At 42.1% G+C, this 15,706-nt stretch carries 13 protein-coding genes; 10 read left to right on the plus strand and 3 right to left on the minus strand.

The genetic code is table 11. From position 1 onward, the window contains the following. Positions 1-114: 114 nt before the first annotated feature. The 7 genes from V7K25_RS14090 to V7K25_RS14120 all read left to right on the plus strand — a co-directional run bounded on the left by V7K25_RS14090 (position 115) and on the right by V7K25_RS14120 (position 5,093). Positions 115-1,080: an ATP-binding response regulator gene (locus V7K25_RS14090; RefSeq protein ID WP_335158870.1), complete on the plus strand. Its 966-nt coding sequence runs from the start codon at positions 115-117 to the stop codon at positions 1,078-1,080. A 31-nt stretch (positions 1,081-1,111) separates the two neighbouring features. Continuing rightward, on the plus strand, positions 1,112-2,935 hold the full coding sequence (locus tag V7K25_RS14095; protein WP_335158872.1) for a GAF domain-containing protein: 1,824 nt from the start codon (positions 1,112-1,114) through the stop codon (positions 2,933-2,935). Further along, entirely contained in the window at positions 2,898-3,233 is a 336-nt protein-coding gene (locus V7K25_RS14100; protein WP_335158874.1) for an ATP-binding protein, read from the plus strand. Before V7K25_RS14095 ends, V7K25_RS14100 begins: the two co-directional genes overlap by 38 nt. A gap of 159 nt (positions 3,234-3,392) precedes the next feature. Then, positions 3,393-3,785 (plus strand): response regulator, encoded by a 393-nt coding sequence (locus tag V7K25_RS14105; RefSeq protein ID WP_335158876.1) that lies wholly within the window; start codon positions 3,393-3,395, stop codon positions 3,783-3,785. A gap of 6 nt (positions 3,786-3,791) precedes the next feature. Next, positions 3,792-4,199: a response regulator gene (locus tag V7K25_RS14110; RefSeq protein WP_335158878.1), complete on the plus strand. Its 408-nt coding sequence runs from the start codon at positions 3,792-3,794 to the stop codon at positions 4,197-4,199. Positions 4,200-4,573: 374 nt separating this feature from the next. Continuing rightward, positions 4,574-4,825 (plus strand): type II toxin-antitoxin system Phd/YefM family antitoxin, encoded by a 252-nt coding sequence (locus tag V7K25_RS14115; protein WP_335158880.1) that lies wholly within the window; start codon positions 4,574-4,576, stop codon positions 4,823-4,825. Further along, positions 4,818-5,093, plus strand: coding sequence for a type II toxin-antitoxin system RelE family toxin (locus tag V7K25_RS14120; RefSeq protein ID WP_041565284.1), 276 nt, complete (start codon positions 4,818-4,820; stop codon positions 5,091-5,093). Before V7K25_RS14115 ends, V7K25_RS14120 begins: the two co-directional genes overlap by 8 nt. A 208-nt stretch (positions 5,094-5,301) precedes the next feature. Here the strand turns inward: V7K25_RS14120 and topA are convergent, their stop codons facing one another. Next, positions 5,302-7,473 (minus strand): type I DNA topoisomerase, encoded by a 2,172-nt coding sequence (gene topA, locus V7K25_RS14125; protein WP_335158882.1) that lies wholly within the window; start codon positions 7,471-7,473, stop codon positions 5,302-5,304. Positions 7,474-7,856: 383 nt separating this feature from the next. On the opposite strand from topA, the gene V7K25_RS14130 reads away from it, so the two are divergent. Together V7K25_RS14130 and V7K25_RS14135 are read left to right on the plus strand one after the other, a co-directional pair. Next, positions 7,857-9,143, plus strand: a complete 1,287-nt coding sequence (locus V7K25_RS14130) for an AAA family ATPase (RefSeq protein ID WP_335158884.1) — start codon at positions 7,857-7,859, stop codon at positions 9,141-9,143. Beyond that, complete coding sequence (locus V7K25_RS14135; RefSeq protein ID WP_335158886.1) at positions 9,136-9,798, plus strand: RloB family protein; 663 nt, start codon at positions 9,136-9,138, stop codon at positions 9,796-9,798. The genes V7K25_RS14130 and V7K25_RS14135 overlap by 8 nt, the downstream gene beginning before the upstream one ends. 541 nt (positions 9,799-10,339) lie before the next feature. Here the strand turns inward: V7K25_RS14135 and ftsH are convergent. After that, a complete protein-coding gene (gene ftsH, locus V7K25_RS14140; RefSeq protein ID WP_335158888.1) occupies positions 10,340-12,229 on the minus strand; it encodes an ATP-dependent zinc metalloprotease FtsH in 1,890 nt (629 codons plus the stop codon). Between the two features lie 430 nt (positions 12,230-12,659). On the opposite strand from ftsH, the gene V7K25_RS14145 reads away from it, so the two are divergent. After that, positions 12,660-13,205, plus strand: coding sequence for an NADPH-dependent FMN reductase (locus tag V7K25_RS14145; protein ID WP_335158890.1), 546 nt, complete (start codon positions 12,660-12,662; stop codon positions 13,203-13,205). A gap of 205 nt (positions 13,206-13,410) precedes the next feature. Here V7K25_RS14145 and V7K25_RS14150 read toward each other — a convergent pair whose 3' ends face one another. Next, on the minus strand, positions 13,411-15,588 hold the full coding sequence (locus tag V7K25_RS14150) for a lipoxygenase family protein (RefSeq protein WP_335158891.1): 2,178 nt from the start codon (positions 15,586-15,588) through the stop codon (positions 13,411-13,413). Positions 15,589-15,706 lie beyond the last annotated feature (118 nt).

A 15,706-nucleotide genomic window follows, 5' to 3' on the forward strand; every position in this document is an offset into this window, starting at 1 on the left:
CTTCGGGGGTCATGCCTATGGTTTAAGTAAGTATTGTGTTCTCCCCATACTACACTCATGAATCAGTATTTCTGCAAAAATGGGATGCTCCCGGCCAAGTTGCAGTCTCAGCTAATGGAAGATTTACTGGATGTTTCCCGCATTCTTCAAAGAAAACTCAGCCTGAAGATCAGTTCTGTTGATCTGTCCGCAGTCGTTGAAGTAGCCCTTGATACTGTGCGTTTAGCGGCTCAAGCCAAGTCAATTCAACTCAAGACGAAATTAGAATCAGATATAGGGCAAGTTTTGGGCGATCCCAGTCGCTTGCAGCAAGTCGTCTGGAATTTGTTATCTAACGCCGTTAAGTTTACAGAGTCCGGGGGTGAGGTGGAAGTACGACTTGAGCGCGTGGGTACACAAGCGCAAATCCAAGTCAGTGACACGGGTAAAGGCATCAACCCACAATTTCTGCCTCACGTTTTTGATTACTTCCGTCAAGCTGACAATACCACAACAAGAACCTTTGGCGGCTTAGGGCTTGGTTTAGCGATCGCTCATCAAATCGTTGAACTGCACGGTGGAACAATCCAAGCAGAAAGTGAAGGAGATGATAAAGGTGCTACCTTTACTGTGTTGTTACCTATCAAGAGTGTCGAGCCTCAAACAATTGAAGACAAAAGTTTGCCCGATAGTTCCCCTAATCTTCAGGGGGTAAATGTACTAGTCGTGGATGATGAAGTTGACACCCGCGAGCTAATAGTTTTCACCCTGCAACAGTATGGTGCTTCTGTGCGTGCCTTCGCCTCAGCATCGCTTGCACTAGACGCCTTTGCACTTGAGAAACCACATATTATTTTAAGTGATATTGGGATGCCAGAAATGGATGGCTATATGCTGATTCGGGAAATTCGTAGACGCGAAGCGGCTTGTCGTCAGACATCCCTACCGCCACAGCAAGGGGGAATCCAAGCGATCGCACTTACAGCATACGCTGGAGAGACTAACCAGCAAAAAATTCTCCAAGCAGGATTTCAAAAACATTTGACTAAGCCAATAGAACCAGCGAAATTAGCTATGGTAATTGCTAGCCTAGTTAAATAACAAATACTTATTCGATAAATTGGAGCACCAGTTGACTACAAATTCTGGTTTTAGAAACCTAAAAGATCAGTTACTTCCTGAACGTAAAGAAGCTCTACTGGCTCGCATGGCGAACCGCATCCGGCAATCGCTGAACCTCCAAGAGATTTTGGATGCAACTGTGGTCGAGTTGCGGGCATTTTTGCAAACCGACCGGACTAAGGTTTACCGCTTCGATCGCGACGGGCATGGACACGTTGTTGCCGAAGCTAGTGCCCCCAACCGCCTACCTTCTTTGCTAGGATTACACTATCCAGCTGATGACATTCCGCCCCAAGCGCGGGCTTTATTTGTTAAAGCACGTACCCGCTCCATTGTCAATGTCAGCGAACAACGAATTATCCTTAACTCGCTGCCCACTCCCAAAACGACGGCAACCGGCGACTTGACCGTTGAAGAAATACAAGAGCAACCCCTCGAAGATATCTTAAGCCGTCCCGTAGACCCCTGCCATATAGACTATCTCACCCAGATGGGTGTGCAATCTTCTCTGGTAGTGCCAATAATTTATCAACAGGAACTCTGGGGGCTATTAATTTCTCATCATGCCGAACCCAGAGAGATTACATCTGAAGATTTGCTGGTCGTCCAATTGCTTGCCGATCAGGTTTCATTGGCGATTACCCAGGCGAATCTGCTGAGTCAGGTGCAGGAACAGCAGCAGCGTGATGCGATCGTTAATCAGATTGCCACTATGCTGCACGCGCCTCTCGGGCCTGAAGAGATTTTGCATAACGTTCTAGAGCAAGCAGTCAAAGCTTCTGGCAGTTCTGGAGGCAGGTTGTACCTCACTTCCCCAGATGAGGCTTTACCAGCCCATCTTTATACTTACGGAAATCAACCGGCCCCATCTGAGCTTGAGGAACCAAACTTACTAGAAAATCATCCCCTTTGGCAAGAGGTAGGGGAAACTCCTACTCCCATCGACACTCGCTTAACCCAAGAAGATAAACCTCCCCTGCGAGTGGTAATTAATCTTCAGCAAGAACCGCGTCTACACCAACTGATTGAATCCTTCCAGACCACACCTATTCGGGGTTTGATTGTTCAACCCTTGTATTATGGTAAAGAATTCCTGGGGTATCTAACATTCTTTCGTGACCAAATGGGCACAAAAAATCTTTGGGCTGGCGATGAGGAAGCCGATGAGCGCCAAGAGCGACCCCGCCAGTCAATGGCGCAATGGCAGGCGCTCAAACAAGATAAAGCTCACCCCTGGAGCATCGAAGAGATGGAACTCATCCAGTCTTTGAACATTCATCTATCGCTGGCTGTGTTGCAAAACCGCCTCTATCAGCGCGAACGGCAGCAACGCCTGGTAGTTGAGATGCACAACGAAGCTCTCTCTCATGCCCGAGCTGCCGCCGAAGAGGTGAGTCGCCTCAAGAGCAACTTTTTGGCTTCTACTAGCCACGAACTGCGAACCCCTCTGGCCTCAACCTTAAACTACTTAAAGTTGCTCAAAGACCGCCTTTATGAAAATGAAGAGGAGTTGCGCCAATATATAGATGGCGCTTATCAATCGACGCAAAATCTTGTCACCATCATTAACGATGTGCTTGACATTGCCAAGATTGAAGATGGACGCATAGCCTTAGATTTAGAGACAGTTTATTTGCAACAGCTTTTACAAGAGCAATGTTTCCTCTCAGGTGCCGAAAGTCGCTACAAGGCAATTCCTCTGACACTCCACTGTGAAATCGAGACTGTTTTCGCCGACAAGATCAAAGTCCGCCAGGTGATGACAAACTTGCTGGATAACGCCTTCAAATTCACAGATGAAGGTCAAATCGATGTCCGGGCTGTTGTCAGATAGTACTGGGACAATGGCTCAAATCTCGGTACACGATACAGGTATCGGTATTGAGATGGAAAACTCAGAGCAACTGTTTTCCCCATTTGTGCAAGCTGATGGTTCTGCCCAGCGTTCCTACGGGGGCACAGGCTTAGGGCTGACTATCTGCAAGCGATTAGTGGAACTGATGGGTGGTAAGATATGGCTTGAAAGCCCTGGACTAGGGCAGGGAAACACCGTGATTTTTACCCTGCCTCTAAACGAACAAAGTCATATAAAAGGTCAGGGTTCTCTAGTTGAGGGCCAAGCCCCTAGCTAAAAGCTAGGGGCTTGGCCCTTGGAAGATATTTCACCTGACTATAAAAAAGATGGGTATTTTTATGGGTTTTAATATTTGGACGGCAATTAAAATCATCTGTACCTTACTCTCATACATGAATGTAAGCGCTTCCAGAGCATAGAGGTTTTAGTAACAATCTTGAACATCCTACTGGTTGAAGATAACGAACTCCTGGCTAAGGGAACCGCCAAACTAATCGAACGTTTGGGGGGTCACAAGGTGTTTATTACTGCCGAGCCAAAAGAGATATTCCAACAATGCGAAGCAGGGGCAGTAGAACTGGTGATTATGGATATAAATTTGCCGGGAGCTAGGTGGGAAGGAAAAAAAGTCGATGGCTCCATCCTGTCGCGCCATTTGAAGGCACAGTGGAAACAAATACCAATAATCTTGGTGACAGCTTACACCATGCCCGCCGAGCAACATCTCCTGTTGTCCCAATCTGGGGCTGACAGTTGCTATACCAAACCCATCACTGACTACGATGCCTTTTTGGATATGATTATTCTTCTTGGTCAAAAAAGGAATTGAATCTCCATGTACAAGCTGGCGATTTTGGATGATGACGAACACTGGTGTCGGATTGTCCAACGCTTTATGAAGCAACAATATGCTGTAGCAACTTACAAGTCAGTGTCTAGTTTTTTATGGGAGTTAGAGGAACTCAATGAATACGATATATTTCTAGTCGATTTTGTGCTGCCTACGGCTCGGCATGAGTTAAGTATAGATGGCATGGAAATCATTACTGCGCTCAAGCGCCGCTTGCCCCGTTCTCCTGTGATCATTCTTGTCACGGCTTTCATGAGCAAGAATGAGTTAGAGGTGCATGGGAAACAAATGTGTCCCGAAGCAGACGGATTTTTTGCCAAGGATGCTGGACTAGAATTATTGGCTCACCTAATTAAGCGGCTGCTCAGGCCAAGTACAACTGAGGAGAGTTAGGGGGAGTACTTAGGATTTTCTGACTTTCGCTTGCCCTAAATTGATAGAACTTACGCACGAGTTACAGAATAACATAGACGCATTAGCGAAGCGGTAGCGACGAAGGAGCGTCAGCGGCTTGCCGCAGGCTACCGCAGAGGCGCAGAGTACACGGAGAAATAAGAGTTTGAGAGATTTTTTGCGTCAGTCCTAATTGAACTTAAAAGGGGTTTGATGCGATGCGATCGCATTACAGTTCATAAATCTAAAATCAACTAGAAATTGTTTTATCCATTGTGTAATATTAGTACAGAACGTAAATTTTGTATATTTTTAGCAACTTGTACAAAAATTACATTTTGATGAGCATCAATTATTTAATTTTGTGAGGCGCTATGACTGCCATAAGTGCAACAGAAGCTCGCGCAAACTTCCAAGAGCTTATTAATCGTGCTGAGTATAAGGGTGAGCGGATTATAATTCAGCGTCATGGTAAACCTGCCGTAGCAATTATCGGTCTTGATGATTTGAAATTGCTTGAAGCTGTTGAAGATGCTATTGATTCAGAAACACTTCGTCGTGCAATAGAGGAAAATGATGGGTTTACTACCTTAGAGGCAATTAGTGCCAAGCGTGGAAATGAGTGAACGCTACAGTTTGAGAATTGCTAAGACTGCGGAAAAGGATTTGTTAGATTTGCAAGCGAAACTTTATAAGCAGGTTGTATCTAAAATCCTTTCGCTTCAAGGCAATTCTCGACCTCAAGATTGTAAAGCCTTGAAAGGCTATGAGGGGGGTTATCGTGTCGATCAAGGTGAATATAGAATTCTCTACACGATTGATGAAGAAAGTAAATTAATTGATGTTTTTCGCGTTGGTAAGCGAAATGATGGTGAAGTCTACAAAAATTTGTAATCGGACTTTACTCCATAGACCAATACACTTGGGTTAAGAAAAATTGTAGGTTGGGTAAAGCAAAGCGCAACCCAACAAAGCTATGAAAATGTTGGGTTTCGTTCCTCAACCCAACCTACATAACTCTCTCCTCCTCATTCCTCTGTGTTCTCTGTGTCTCTGTGGTTCGTTTCATTTGGGTAATTTATTTCTTGGAAGTCCCTAACTCCTAATTTTTAACTCCTAACTCCCCAAACTTAGGACTCCACCACCCTTTTGGCGTACTGAAATAAGCCACATCTTTATGTTTGGTATCTTTACGCGATTGTGGGTCAGAACATCGCAACATTTTCTTACTCTGCCCCTCTTTGATGTAACTGTACTCCTCTAAAGGTTTCTTACATACCGGGCAGGGATATGCCGTCATCTTCACGGGAGGCTTTTGTTGATTTTCAGCCGGGACTGTTTTAGCTTGTGGTGGCTGCCAAGTTTTGTTAAAGTCGCTCCAAAATAGCACGACATTTTCACAGCCTTTTGTGCATTTAAGGAAATATTTCTTTTTAACTTTACTGCTCGGAATTTTGGCGAGAAAATTTTTGCATTCAGAGCATCGAGTCTTGGAAGTTTCATATTTGCGCTCAGTTATCACATTAGCTTTACCTGTTGGGGAACTCGCAACTACAGTTTTAGCTTTGGAAAGCGCTGGTACAAAGTAATTTTGATTCCAACTAGTTAAATAATGCTGCCAAGAGTTTTTCCCTTCAGAAATTGCATCAAGGGCATCTTCCATTTTCGCTGTGAATTCTGCCTCTAGTAAATCCGGCAGTGCTTTGAGCAAAAACGCATCAACTTCTAACCCTAACGCTGTCGGTTGCAGATGGTCTTTTTTCAACTCAACATAATTTCGTTTTTTTAAAGTAGCAACAGTAGGAGCATAGGTACTTGGGCGACCAATTCCTTTACGTTCCATCAGTTGCACTAATTTTGGTTCACTATAACGAGGTGGTGGCTGCGTCTGCTTCTGCTCATGTCCAGCATTCTCCAGTTTTAATGCTTGTCCCTGTTGTAATGAAGGTAAAACACTATCCTTGCTGAGATTGTTCCAGTACCGAGCATAACCGTAAAATTCAATTACTTGCCCTCTTGCTGACCACAGTAGGGAACCAGACTGAGTAATCACCAAAGTTTTACGCAATTGGGCAGCACGACACTGAGAAGCAATTGACCGTTTCCAGATCATCACATACAAATTAAACTCATCATCAGGAAGTTCTAAACGCAATTGAACTGAGGGACGAAACACATCCGTTGGACGAATCGCTTCATGCGCTTCTTGAGCCGATTTGCTACTGCGATGTTTGGCGATTTGCGACGGTACATTCTGCGGATCATTTTGCTCTAACCATTTACGGGCGCTGGCACAAAATTCTGGACTCAGCATTACTGAGTCTGTTCGCATATATGTTATCAGCCCTGCCTCATAAAGCTTTTGGGCTACAATCATGGTTTTGTCAGGAGCAAACCTCAGCTTTGAACCGGCTGCTTGCTGAAGGCTGGAAGTTGTAAATGGTGGAGGTGGCTGGCGGTTAACGATTTTTCCTTCAAAATGAATAACTTGATGAGGATGTCGCTGTGCTTCTTCTACTAAACGTGTAGCCTCTGCTTCGGAAAGAACACGCTTAGACTCTGGTGTTTCTGGACTATTACCTACCTTTGCGTCATCGTGAGTTTCAGTTTCTTGCTCTGCTGCATCTTTTGCAGAATCAACCGTCCCTTTGTAAAAAGCCCGAAATCCTTCAGCATAATCTACCCAGACACTCCAGTAATCTTGGGGGACAAAAGCCAGAATTTCGTTTTCTCGCTGACAAATTAGGTGCAACGTGGCGCTTTGGACTCTGCCAACACTCTTAGCGCCGTTATTCAATGCCCAAACTAATGGGCTACCTTTATAACCTACCAACTTATCTAGGCAATCTCGGCACAACCCAGCACCAATTAAGTTTTGGTCTAGCTTTCTAGGATTAGCGATCGCACTCTGCACCGCCGATGCTGTAATCTCAGTATAAATTACTCGTTTCGGTTCCCTTAAACCCAGCGTTTCTTTGAGATGCCAAGCGATTGTCTCGCCTTCTCTGTCTGGGTCAGTTGCTAAAACAACTTCATCAACCTGCCTCACCGCAGACTTGAGCTTCTGGATTGTTTCCTTCGCTCGTTGGTCACGCGGAACGTAATTGCACCGAACATTACTGCCGTCCATGACGAAGCCCAAGGAATCGTCTCCTTCATTGCTGAGTTCTCGGATATGGCCACAACTGGCTAGAACTTTCCAATCCGAACCCAGAATTTGACTGAGTTTTTTGACTTTTCCGGGAGATTCTACCACAAGCAGGCGTTTGATCATAGCAACTGCGTTCTCGATTTTGAATAATAAACTGGCAATTGCAATTAGCGATGGCGCAGCCAACGCCAAAGGCGATCGCCTATTCTCGTGATATGGATTTTCTAGAATACTCTACCAAAAAGCTTTAGCAATTGCTGAACTCTGAAGTAATTTTCTTGTACTTAAACCTTTGCTTCACTTCTAAGTGTCTAGCGTCAGCTTTTGCAACAAAATCGCTATCGTCCGGTGCAGGCGTTTATTATGCTGCACATATTAATAACAGTACATCTGTACATGGTAAAAACAATCTTATAATTTAGCATCTTTAACCAATTATTGCTACTCTTAAAGCAGTAAATTACTATTTATTCACAATTTTTTGTCTGAAGCCTAAACTTCATCCTATGCTTATTGAATTTAGTGTCGGTAAGTACAGATCGTTTAAAGAGCAAGTCACCTTTAGTATGGTGGCAGCAAATCTTGTCGCAAAAGACAAAAAGCTCGACGAAAACAACGTTTTTGAAATAGATAATGATTTAAAACTACTTAAAAGCGCCGCAATATACGGTGCAAATGCTAGTGGTAAAAGTAATTTGGCTACAGCTTTAGGTTTCATGAGATGGTTCATGATTAATTCTTCTAAAGAGACTCAAAGTACGGAAAAAATAGGTGTTGAGCGATTTAAACTCAGCACTGAAACCGAAGACAAACCATCTTTTTTTGAAATTGTATTTTTAATAAATGGCAAAAGATATAGATATGGTTTTGAGGCAACTATTGAGAAAGTTGTCTCTGAATGGTTATTTTATGTTCCTAAAATAAAAGAAACGAGGCTTTTTGAGCGTAAACTCAACAAAATTAGTGTTTCTAAAAGATTTAAAGCTGATGGTATTCAACAAAAAACAAGACATAATGCCCTCTTCTTGTCTGTATCTGCTCAATTTAATGTCGAAATTGCAGAAATGATATTGGATTGGCTGACAAATAGAGTCAAAATTACCTCTGGTTTAGATGATAGTGGCTATCAAAGATACACAGTTAGTTGTTTAACGAATAATAAAAATAAGGATGAGATTTTTCAGTTACTCAAAAAATTAGATTTGGGATTTTCCGATGTCAAGGTAAAGGAAAGTGAAATAACTACTGATTTGTGGCCTAAAGAGTTACCCGATGAAATAAAGAATTACGTTATAAAAAATGGGATGGCAAAAGTAACATCAGTTCAAACTACGCACCAAAAATTTAATGGGGAAGGAAATCCTGTATCTATAGAGATATTTGATTTAGACAATCAAGAATCTGAAGGAACTCAAAAAGTATTTGCTTTGGCAGGGCCTCTTGTTGATACACTAAAAAACGGTAAAATCCTAATTATTGATGAATTCGATGCTAGAATTCATGCTTTAATCAGCCGTGCAATTGTTGAATTATTTAATTCTACTGAAACGAATCCAAATAATGCTCAGTTAATATTTATGACTCACGATACCAATTTGCTTAATAATAAGCTTTTTCGTAGAGATCAGATTTGGTTCACTGAAAAGAATAGATATGGTGCAACAGATTTATACTCTTTAGCCGAATACAAGATACCTGACGATGCGCCATTTGAAAGTGATTATATTCAAGGTAGATATGGCGCAATTCCATATATTGGGAATTTGAATCATCTAATCGACTCTCATGCCTAGAACAAAAGCAAACTTTCGTGGATATTCACCGAGAAAAGTTAATACTAGGGAAATCAAGCAGAGATTCTTAATCGTATGTGAAGGAGCGAAAACTGAACCTAACTACTTTAGGAGTTTTCGTGTTCCTAAAAATGTTGCTGAAATAGACGTACAGGGTTTAGGAGAGAATCCCAGCAAACTAGTTCAAAGCGCCAAGGAACTGAATAAGCAAGGAGAGTACGATCAGGTTTGGTGTGTATTTGATTGTGATTCTTGGACTATAGAAGATTTTAATAACGCTATTAAAAATGCTGAAGCTCAAGGTTTTAAAGTAGCTTATTCTAATGAAGCATTTGAATTATGGTATGTTTTACATTTTGAATTTCTCAATACTGGTATTCCTCGAAGTGATTATCTGAAGAAGTTAACTTCTTTATTTGGTAGGACATATCAGAAGAATAGCGAAACGATTTATGATGAGCTATTTGAGAAGCAATCTATTGCTATTAGAAATGCTGAAAATCTTCTTAAACAATATGATCCTCACATTCCAGCCAAAGACAATCTATGTACAACGGTGCATAAATTAGTGAATGCACTCAACGAGTTTATTCCGAAAACAGAATCAGTCTGCACACTAAGTGGTAAACCGCCGTTGCTGGCAGAAGATTATTGATGACATGCTTGATGCGTTGCTCAATGGATTGCAGCATTGGTATATACCACTTTTCCGTTCTGAGTTTGTCAGTACTATCCAATTAGGGACTTCCAAATAAAAAAATGTTCCAAAACTGACGCAAAAACTCTCTCTATTCCTCCTCTCTCTGTGCGGCAGTCGCTCATGGGGGAAACCCCCAGACGCTCGCGGACTCGCTATCGCTCTTAGCGTCTCCCCTTGGGAGAAGACCGCGCTGCCTTGTCTCTGTGGTTCGTTTATTTGGATAATTTATTTCTTGGAAGTCCCTTATACTTAAACTTTGCGATCGCACTTCCTGTTTATCTACCAGGTTGACTTACAGCAGTCATTAGCGAGAATTGATACTGTCCATGCCAAGGGATTTTTATAAAGACAGTTTGCGATCGCACTTGTGACTTTTGCTCAAGAAAATTCCCGACTTTTTGAAAAAGTCGGGAATCTGAATATTTGGATTTTCACTAGTACAGCACACCGCAAATCCTCTTGTTGAAGATAGGCAAACTTCCGCCACAGCGTATCCCTAATGAGGTACAGCCACTTGTGCATCGGCTACCTGGGTATTGTCAGCAACAATTTTGCGGAATAAATCGCCTTCAATTGTTTCCTGTTCTATCAACAAATCTACTAAACGCTCCAAAACTATGCGGTTTTCTTGCAACAGTTCTATTGCTCTGATGTAGGACTTGTTAACAATTTCGCGCACCTGTGAATCAATTTTGGCGGCAATTTCCTCAGAATATTCTGATTTATTCATCCAGTCACGTCCCAAAAATACCTCTCCACTCTGATTTTCTAGTGACAATGGGCCTAATTCTGACATCCCGAAACGTGTCACCATTTGCCGCGCCATTCCTGTGACTTGTTGTAGGTCATTGCCTGCACCTGTGGTCACTTCTGGCTTCCCAAAAACAATTTCCTCGGCGGCGCGACCACCCAAAGTAGCAGTAATCCTGGCTTTGAGTTGGGAACGGGAAATTAACCCCTGTTCTTCGTTGGGAGTAAACCAAGTTAATCCCAGTGCTTGCCCCCGTGGGATGAGGGTAACTTTTTGCACAGGGTCATGCCCTTCGAGGAATGTGCCAACTAAAGCATGTCCAACTTCATGATAGGCAATCAACCGCTTGCTCTTGCTGTCTACTAAGGCGGTACCTTCCATACCTGCAACGACTCTATCCACAGCAGCATCAATTTCTAAAAGGGTGACAGCTTCTTTGCGCCTCCTAGCAGTGAGAATGGCAGCTTCGTTGAGTAAGTTGGCTAAGTCTGCGCCAGTAAAACCAGGAGTGCGACGAGCGATCGCTTCTAATGATACGCTAGGATCAATTTTCTTATTCCGGGCGTGGACTTTCAAAATTTCCAGTCGCCCTTTGAGATCCGGTGCATCCACCATCACTTGTCTGTCAAAGCGTCCTGGTCTGAGCAACGCTGCATCTAGAACATCTGGGCGATTAGTGGCAGCAATAATAATAATGCCTGTGTTACCTTCAAAACCATCCATTTCGGTGAGCAGTTGATTGAGGGTTTGTTCGCGCTCGTCGTTACCGCCACCGATACCAGCACCCCGTTGTCTACCTACTGCGTCAATTTCATCGATAAATATTAGACAAGGGGCATTCTCTTTGGCTTTCTTGAAGAGGTCGCGCACGCGAGATGCACCTACACCAACAAACATTTCTACGAATTCTGAACCGGAAATACTGAAGAATGGTACACCTGCTTCACCTGCGATCGCTTTTGCTAGTAAAGTTTTACCAGTACCCGGAGGCCCAATTAACAACACTCCTTTGGGAATACGTGCGCCTACAGCAGTAAATCTTTCCGGCTGTTTCAGGAAAGTAACAACTTCTTCGAGGTCTTCTTTAGCTTCTTCAACCCCGGCTACATCTTCAAATTTTACTCCAGTTTTTGCTTCCATTTGGAAGCGAGCTTTGGATTTACCAAAATTCATCGCTTGGCTAGAAGCATTAGTCGAGCGACGCAGGAACAATAGCATTAGAGCTAGCAGTGGCAAAATCCACATGAGATTGATCAACAGTCCAACAGCAGCTCGACTATTAGCTGAGGAAACTTCGCCAAAATCAACATTCTTATCTTTGAGGATGTTAATTAACTCTGTATTTTGTGCCAGAAGTCTCACCTGTTGCGGTGGTGTATCAGCCTTTTGCCCTTTGAGATAAACCTTTGCTAGCTGTTCAGTTTCGTCAAGCTCTACTTTTTGGATTTCTCCTGCCTTTGCTTTCTTGATCAAGTCGCCATAATTTAAAGAGGTGCTTTCTGCCTTTTGCGCCAAGACGGGAGTACTCCCAAAAATTCCTGGTAACATAATCAAACTAGCTGCAATCGCACCAACCCAAGCACCACGCTTTGGCGACTGTCTTTTTATCAATGGTTTTTTTCCCAAATTTGTCATAATAATTACCCTTTGTCTGCTGGCACAAGTTGAGCTATGGTTTTATGCCTATTCTTCTACCAAAAATTGTAATAACTGGAAATTACACTTTTCTTATCTAGTCTAACTTCCACACAAAACCATTCCCAAGTTTCTTCCGGTTATTACATGAAGTTGAGCTGTTAAGACTGGGAATTGGGCACTTGTACTGAGCATATCTCTAAAGCGAAAGCTCCGCTAACGCGTAGCATCTCCAAAAGTTGCCGTAAGCTACGCTTAGGGCGCAGCCTGAGCATTGGGCAAAGACTTACTGCTCCTCATCTTCCCCAGTCTCTAGTAGATATTAATTTGACACATTCTGATACAAATCGCTAAGATCAGCATAATCATAACGATTCCGCTTTTTCATAAATTTGGTAATAGTAGCTAGTTAATAGTTCGTGGGTTAATTATGGTGAAAATTGTTGGCATTGGTGGTAGTTTAAGACCCAACTCCTATACCCAGGTTGCTTTACTTTTAGCAGTGCAAAGGGTAGAAGCCCTTGGAGCAGAGGTAGAAATTATTGATTTAAGACAGTTGCAGTTACCGTTTTGCACTGGCGCAAAGGAGTATCCAGAGTACCCAGATGTTCTGCGGTTACAAGATACAGTCAGCCGCGCCGATGGATTAATTTTAGCGACACCTGAGTATCATGGTAGCGTTAGTGGTGTCCTGAAAAATACCCTAGATTTGATGAGCTTTGAGCAACTGTCTGATAAAGTGACAGGATTAATCAGCGTATTGGGGGGTCAGTCTAATAGTAATGCTTTAAATGACCTACGGCTAATTGTCCGATGGGTGCATGGTTGGGTGATTCCAGAACAAATTGCCATAGGACAAGCTTGGGGTGCTTTCAGTCCTGAAGGCAAGCTAGTAGATGAAAAGCTTTCCCAAAGATTTGATCAATTTGCTCAGAGTTTAGTTGATAATACTCGCAAGCTGCGGGGTGTTGATTAGTTGTAGAGTACGCAAGTTCGTAGTAAGGACTAAAGTCCTTATTTTCATTTTCTAATCACTAAAGTGCTTACTACAAACCCTCAGAACAAGCTTGACATACTACTAGTGGTCTGTCCCATTAATTTTGCGGGGCTGCTAGATCCCCGACTTATTGAAGAAGTCGGGGATCTAAACAGTAACCTTTTAAAACTTTTGGGACATACTACTAGATATTGATACTTTGTGGAATTTGGGAAGGTAGCAAGAACTTGTAAGGCATTATCCTTGTACGATTCTTCTGATTAATTTTCTTTTCAATTGCTTTGAGTTCATTTTGAAAAGTAAGCAGTGCCGAACTTAATTGTGGCTTGGATTTAAAGTATGAGTTGGAGTATTGTCCTAACTGAGTATAGTAGACCGATCCAAGCAAATAAGTTACCTTAAGTTGGGTTTTGGCTTGCTCTAGGGGAGGTAGGATACTCATCAAATCGCCTGGTTCGTCGAGATTTGTGGGTGCTGGAGAGTAACTGGCTAGAGGAAAAGCAGGTGTATAGGTCATAAGTTCGCCTTGCGGAAAGTTAACCGCAGCGTGTTGGGCGCTAGCAGTAAAAATGATTGTGCAAACAGCGTTAACTAGATAATCTAGCGTCTTAATTGTGCCATTCGCATCTTCACCAAAATTCTGGAGGCGACCTCCTTGTTCGGAAATTAATTCCTTTGCCCAATTTTGTAAAGCTTGGTCTGCTAGTAGCTGTGACTCAGTGGTATAGTAACTGCTCAAATAGGCACGCACCCATTTTTGAATAGCATTCCAAATCAGCAGTCCGTCATCTCGATAAGGATATTCAGGTAGTTGAGAAGTATTATTAACACCGCGACTTGCTAAAATGTTGGGAAACATGGCATTGTTGAAATGATGCAAATAATCTTGGGCACCTTCAACAGTTATCTGGCGATCGCTTTCAATTGTACTAGCTAAAATTGCATCTACTTCACGTCCTGGGGCAACCAAGATTTTATGAGCGCCGTAATTGATTAATATAGTTCCCTCAAAGTGAGGTTCTAGCAAAATTCTTAAATGGTGGTTTGCTGGTAATCGCCGCTTAGTAGCAATTACAAAAGGTTCGATAAATAAGTGAGTGCGGCCAAGATGACTAATTAGTTCATGGTAATTGCTATCTGCCATTTGCACAATGCTTTTAGCGATCGCCCAGTTTTCCTTACCATTTAGAGGGGTGAATACTGGATGTTCCGGCTGACACTGAATAGCCACTGGTACTAAAGACCGAGATGGGCTACCAGATGGTGGTACTGCAAATAATGCTAAAGGGGAATAGATATACTTTTGTTGTTTAGGAAAATTCCCATTTTCCATGTTTTTTAACTTAGAATAATCAGCTTTATACAGCCGACCTTCCCTCTTTGCAGCTTCTAGGGAGTCCGACGTACCAACTATTTGCTGATATTCTTCGTCGGTAATTTGTAAAGGATCTTCCTGTTCTAATACCTTTTGAAGCATCAGTGGATTTGGCCCAGCAACCTGCATATAGGCAAAAACCAAATCTTCTTGAAACCTAGAGCTAATTTCTGGAAGAGGGATTTTTCTAAATAATTTATTATAATCTTCAAAACTTGGCTTATTTGCAGATGTTCCTATAGAAAACTCTACTTCTATAGACGAGGGTTGAGTGTTTTCTAATTCCAACAATTTTGCATTAGAATTAATAATTTTCTTGAAAGCAGAACTTAACAAGTCTGTGATTGATTCTTCTATGCTAGATAACGCTGAAAAATCTACATCTCCTAAATTTCCATGAAAATAATGCGATTCAAATTGCTCATCAATAGCCATAATCTGTCTATCAAAATCAGAGATTTCTCCAAGTCCAAACGAAACATCACTAGACGGATTAATAGCAACAATTTCATCAGTAATTTCTTGAGTAATTGATGCCAGATCAAATGCAATTTTTTCTAACTCTTGATTACTTTCAGCATCTTGAATTTTTTGCTCGATATCTGCTAAAGCTTGGACTTTAGTGTTGAGGGACAAGTTCTCGCTTTGCTCATCATCATCCAGTCCGTAAGACACGCTGCGATCAAAGAAATTTGAAAAGCTACTGACAGTATCATTTACCAAAATCAGCGTTATTTTTTGAGCTACTGAAAGTACCCATTTTAAATTAGGTAACTCTTGGGCTGGGAGTTCTACTTTAATGACTGGCAATGGTAAAGCGCCTGTCATAGCTAGAGGAGGAATATAATCATAATTATATTCATATTGCATATATTGCAACGATGCTTTACTAAATTTTACTAATTTATACAAAAGCACCAAAAGACTTTGTATATCTGACTTAGTTAGTCCTGAAGAAGAAGATATGACATGAGAAGTTAGGGACATATTGACTCCTGTTTTTTGCTAGATATTTTGGTTCTTCCGCTAGTTTTATGGAGAATCAATACTAAAATGCCAGTTTAATAAACTGCGTAATCTAAAATTGCTAAAGTTACGAAAGCCA

Origin of the sequence: Nostoc sp. (assembly GCF_036919495.1) — a bacterium.
Taxonomy (GTDB): domain Bacteria; phylum Cyanobacteriota; class Cyanobacteriia; order Cyanobacteriales; family Nostocaceae; genus Nostoc.

Excerpts from the sequence above, each read along its gene's own strand:
- V7K25_RS14130 (WP_335158884.1), top strand. The coding sequence starts at position 7,857 with ATGCTTATTGAATTTAGTGTCGGTAAGTACAGATCGTTTAAAGAGCAA.
- V7K25_RS14100 (WP_335158874.1), top strand. The coding sequence starts at position 2,898 with ATGAAGGTCAAATCGATGTCCGGGCTGTTGTCAGATAGTACTGGGACA.
- V7K25_RS14135 (WP_335158886.1), top strand. The coding sequence starts at position 9,136 with ATGCCTAGAACAAAAGCAAACTTTCGTGGATATTCACCGAGAAAAGTT.
- V7K25_RS14110 (WP_335158878.1), top strand. The coding sequence starts at position 3,792 with ATGTACAAGCTGGCGATTTTGGATGATGACGAACACTGGTGTCGGATT.
- topA (WP_335158882.1), bottom strand. The coding sequence starts at position 7,473 with ATGATCAAACGCCTGCTTGTGGTAGAATCTCCCGGAAAAGTCAAAAAA.
- V7K25_RS14115 (WP_335158880.1), top strand. The coding sequence starts at position 4,574 with ATGACTGCCATAAGTGCAACAGAAGCTCGCGCAAACTTCCAAGAGCTT.
- ftsH (WP_335158888.1), bottom strand. The coding sequence starts at position 12,229 with ATGACAAATTTGGGAAAAAAACCATTGATAAAAAGACAGTCGCCAAAG.
- V7K25_RS14120 (WP_041565284.1), top strand. The coding sequence starts at position 4,818 with ATGAGTGAACGCTACAGTTTGAGAATTGCTAAGACTGCGGAAAAGGAT.
- V7K25_RS14150 (WP_335158891.1), bottom strand. The coding sequence starts at position 15,588 with ATGTCCCTAACTTCTCATGTCATATCTTCTTCTTCAGGACTAACTAAG.
- V7K25_RS14090 (WP_335158870.1), top strand. The coding sequence starts at position 115 with ATGGAAGATTTACTGGATGTTTCCCGCATTCTTCAAAGAAAACTCAGC.
- V7K25_RS14145 (WP_335158890.1), top strand. The coding sequence starts at position 12,660 with ATGGTGAAAATTGTTGGCATTGGTGGTAGTTTAAGACCCAACTCCTAT.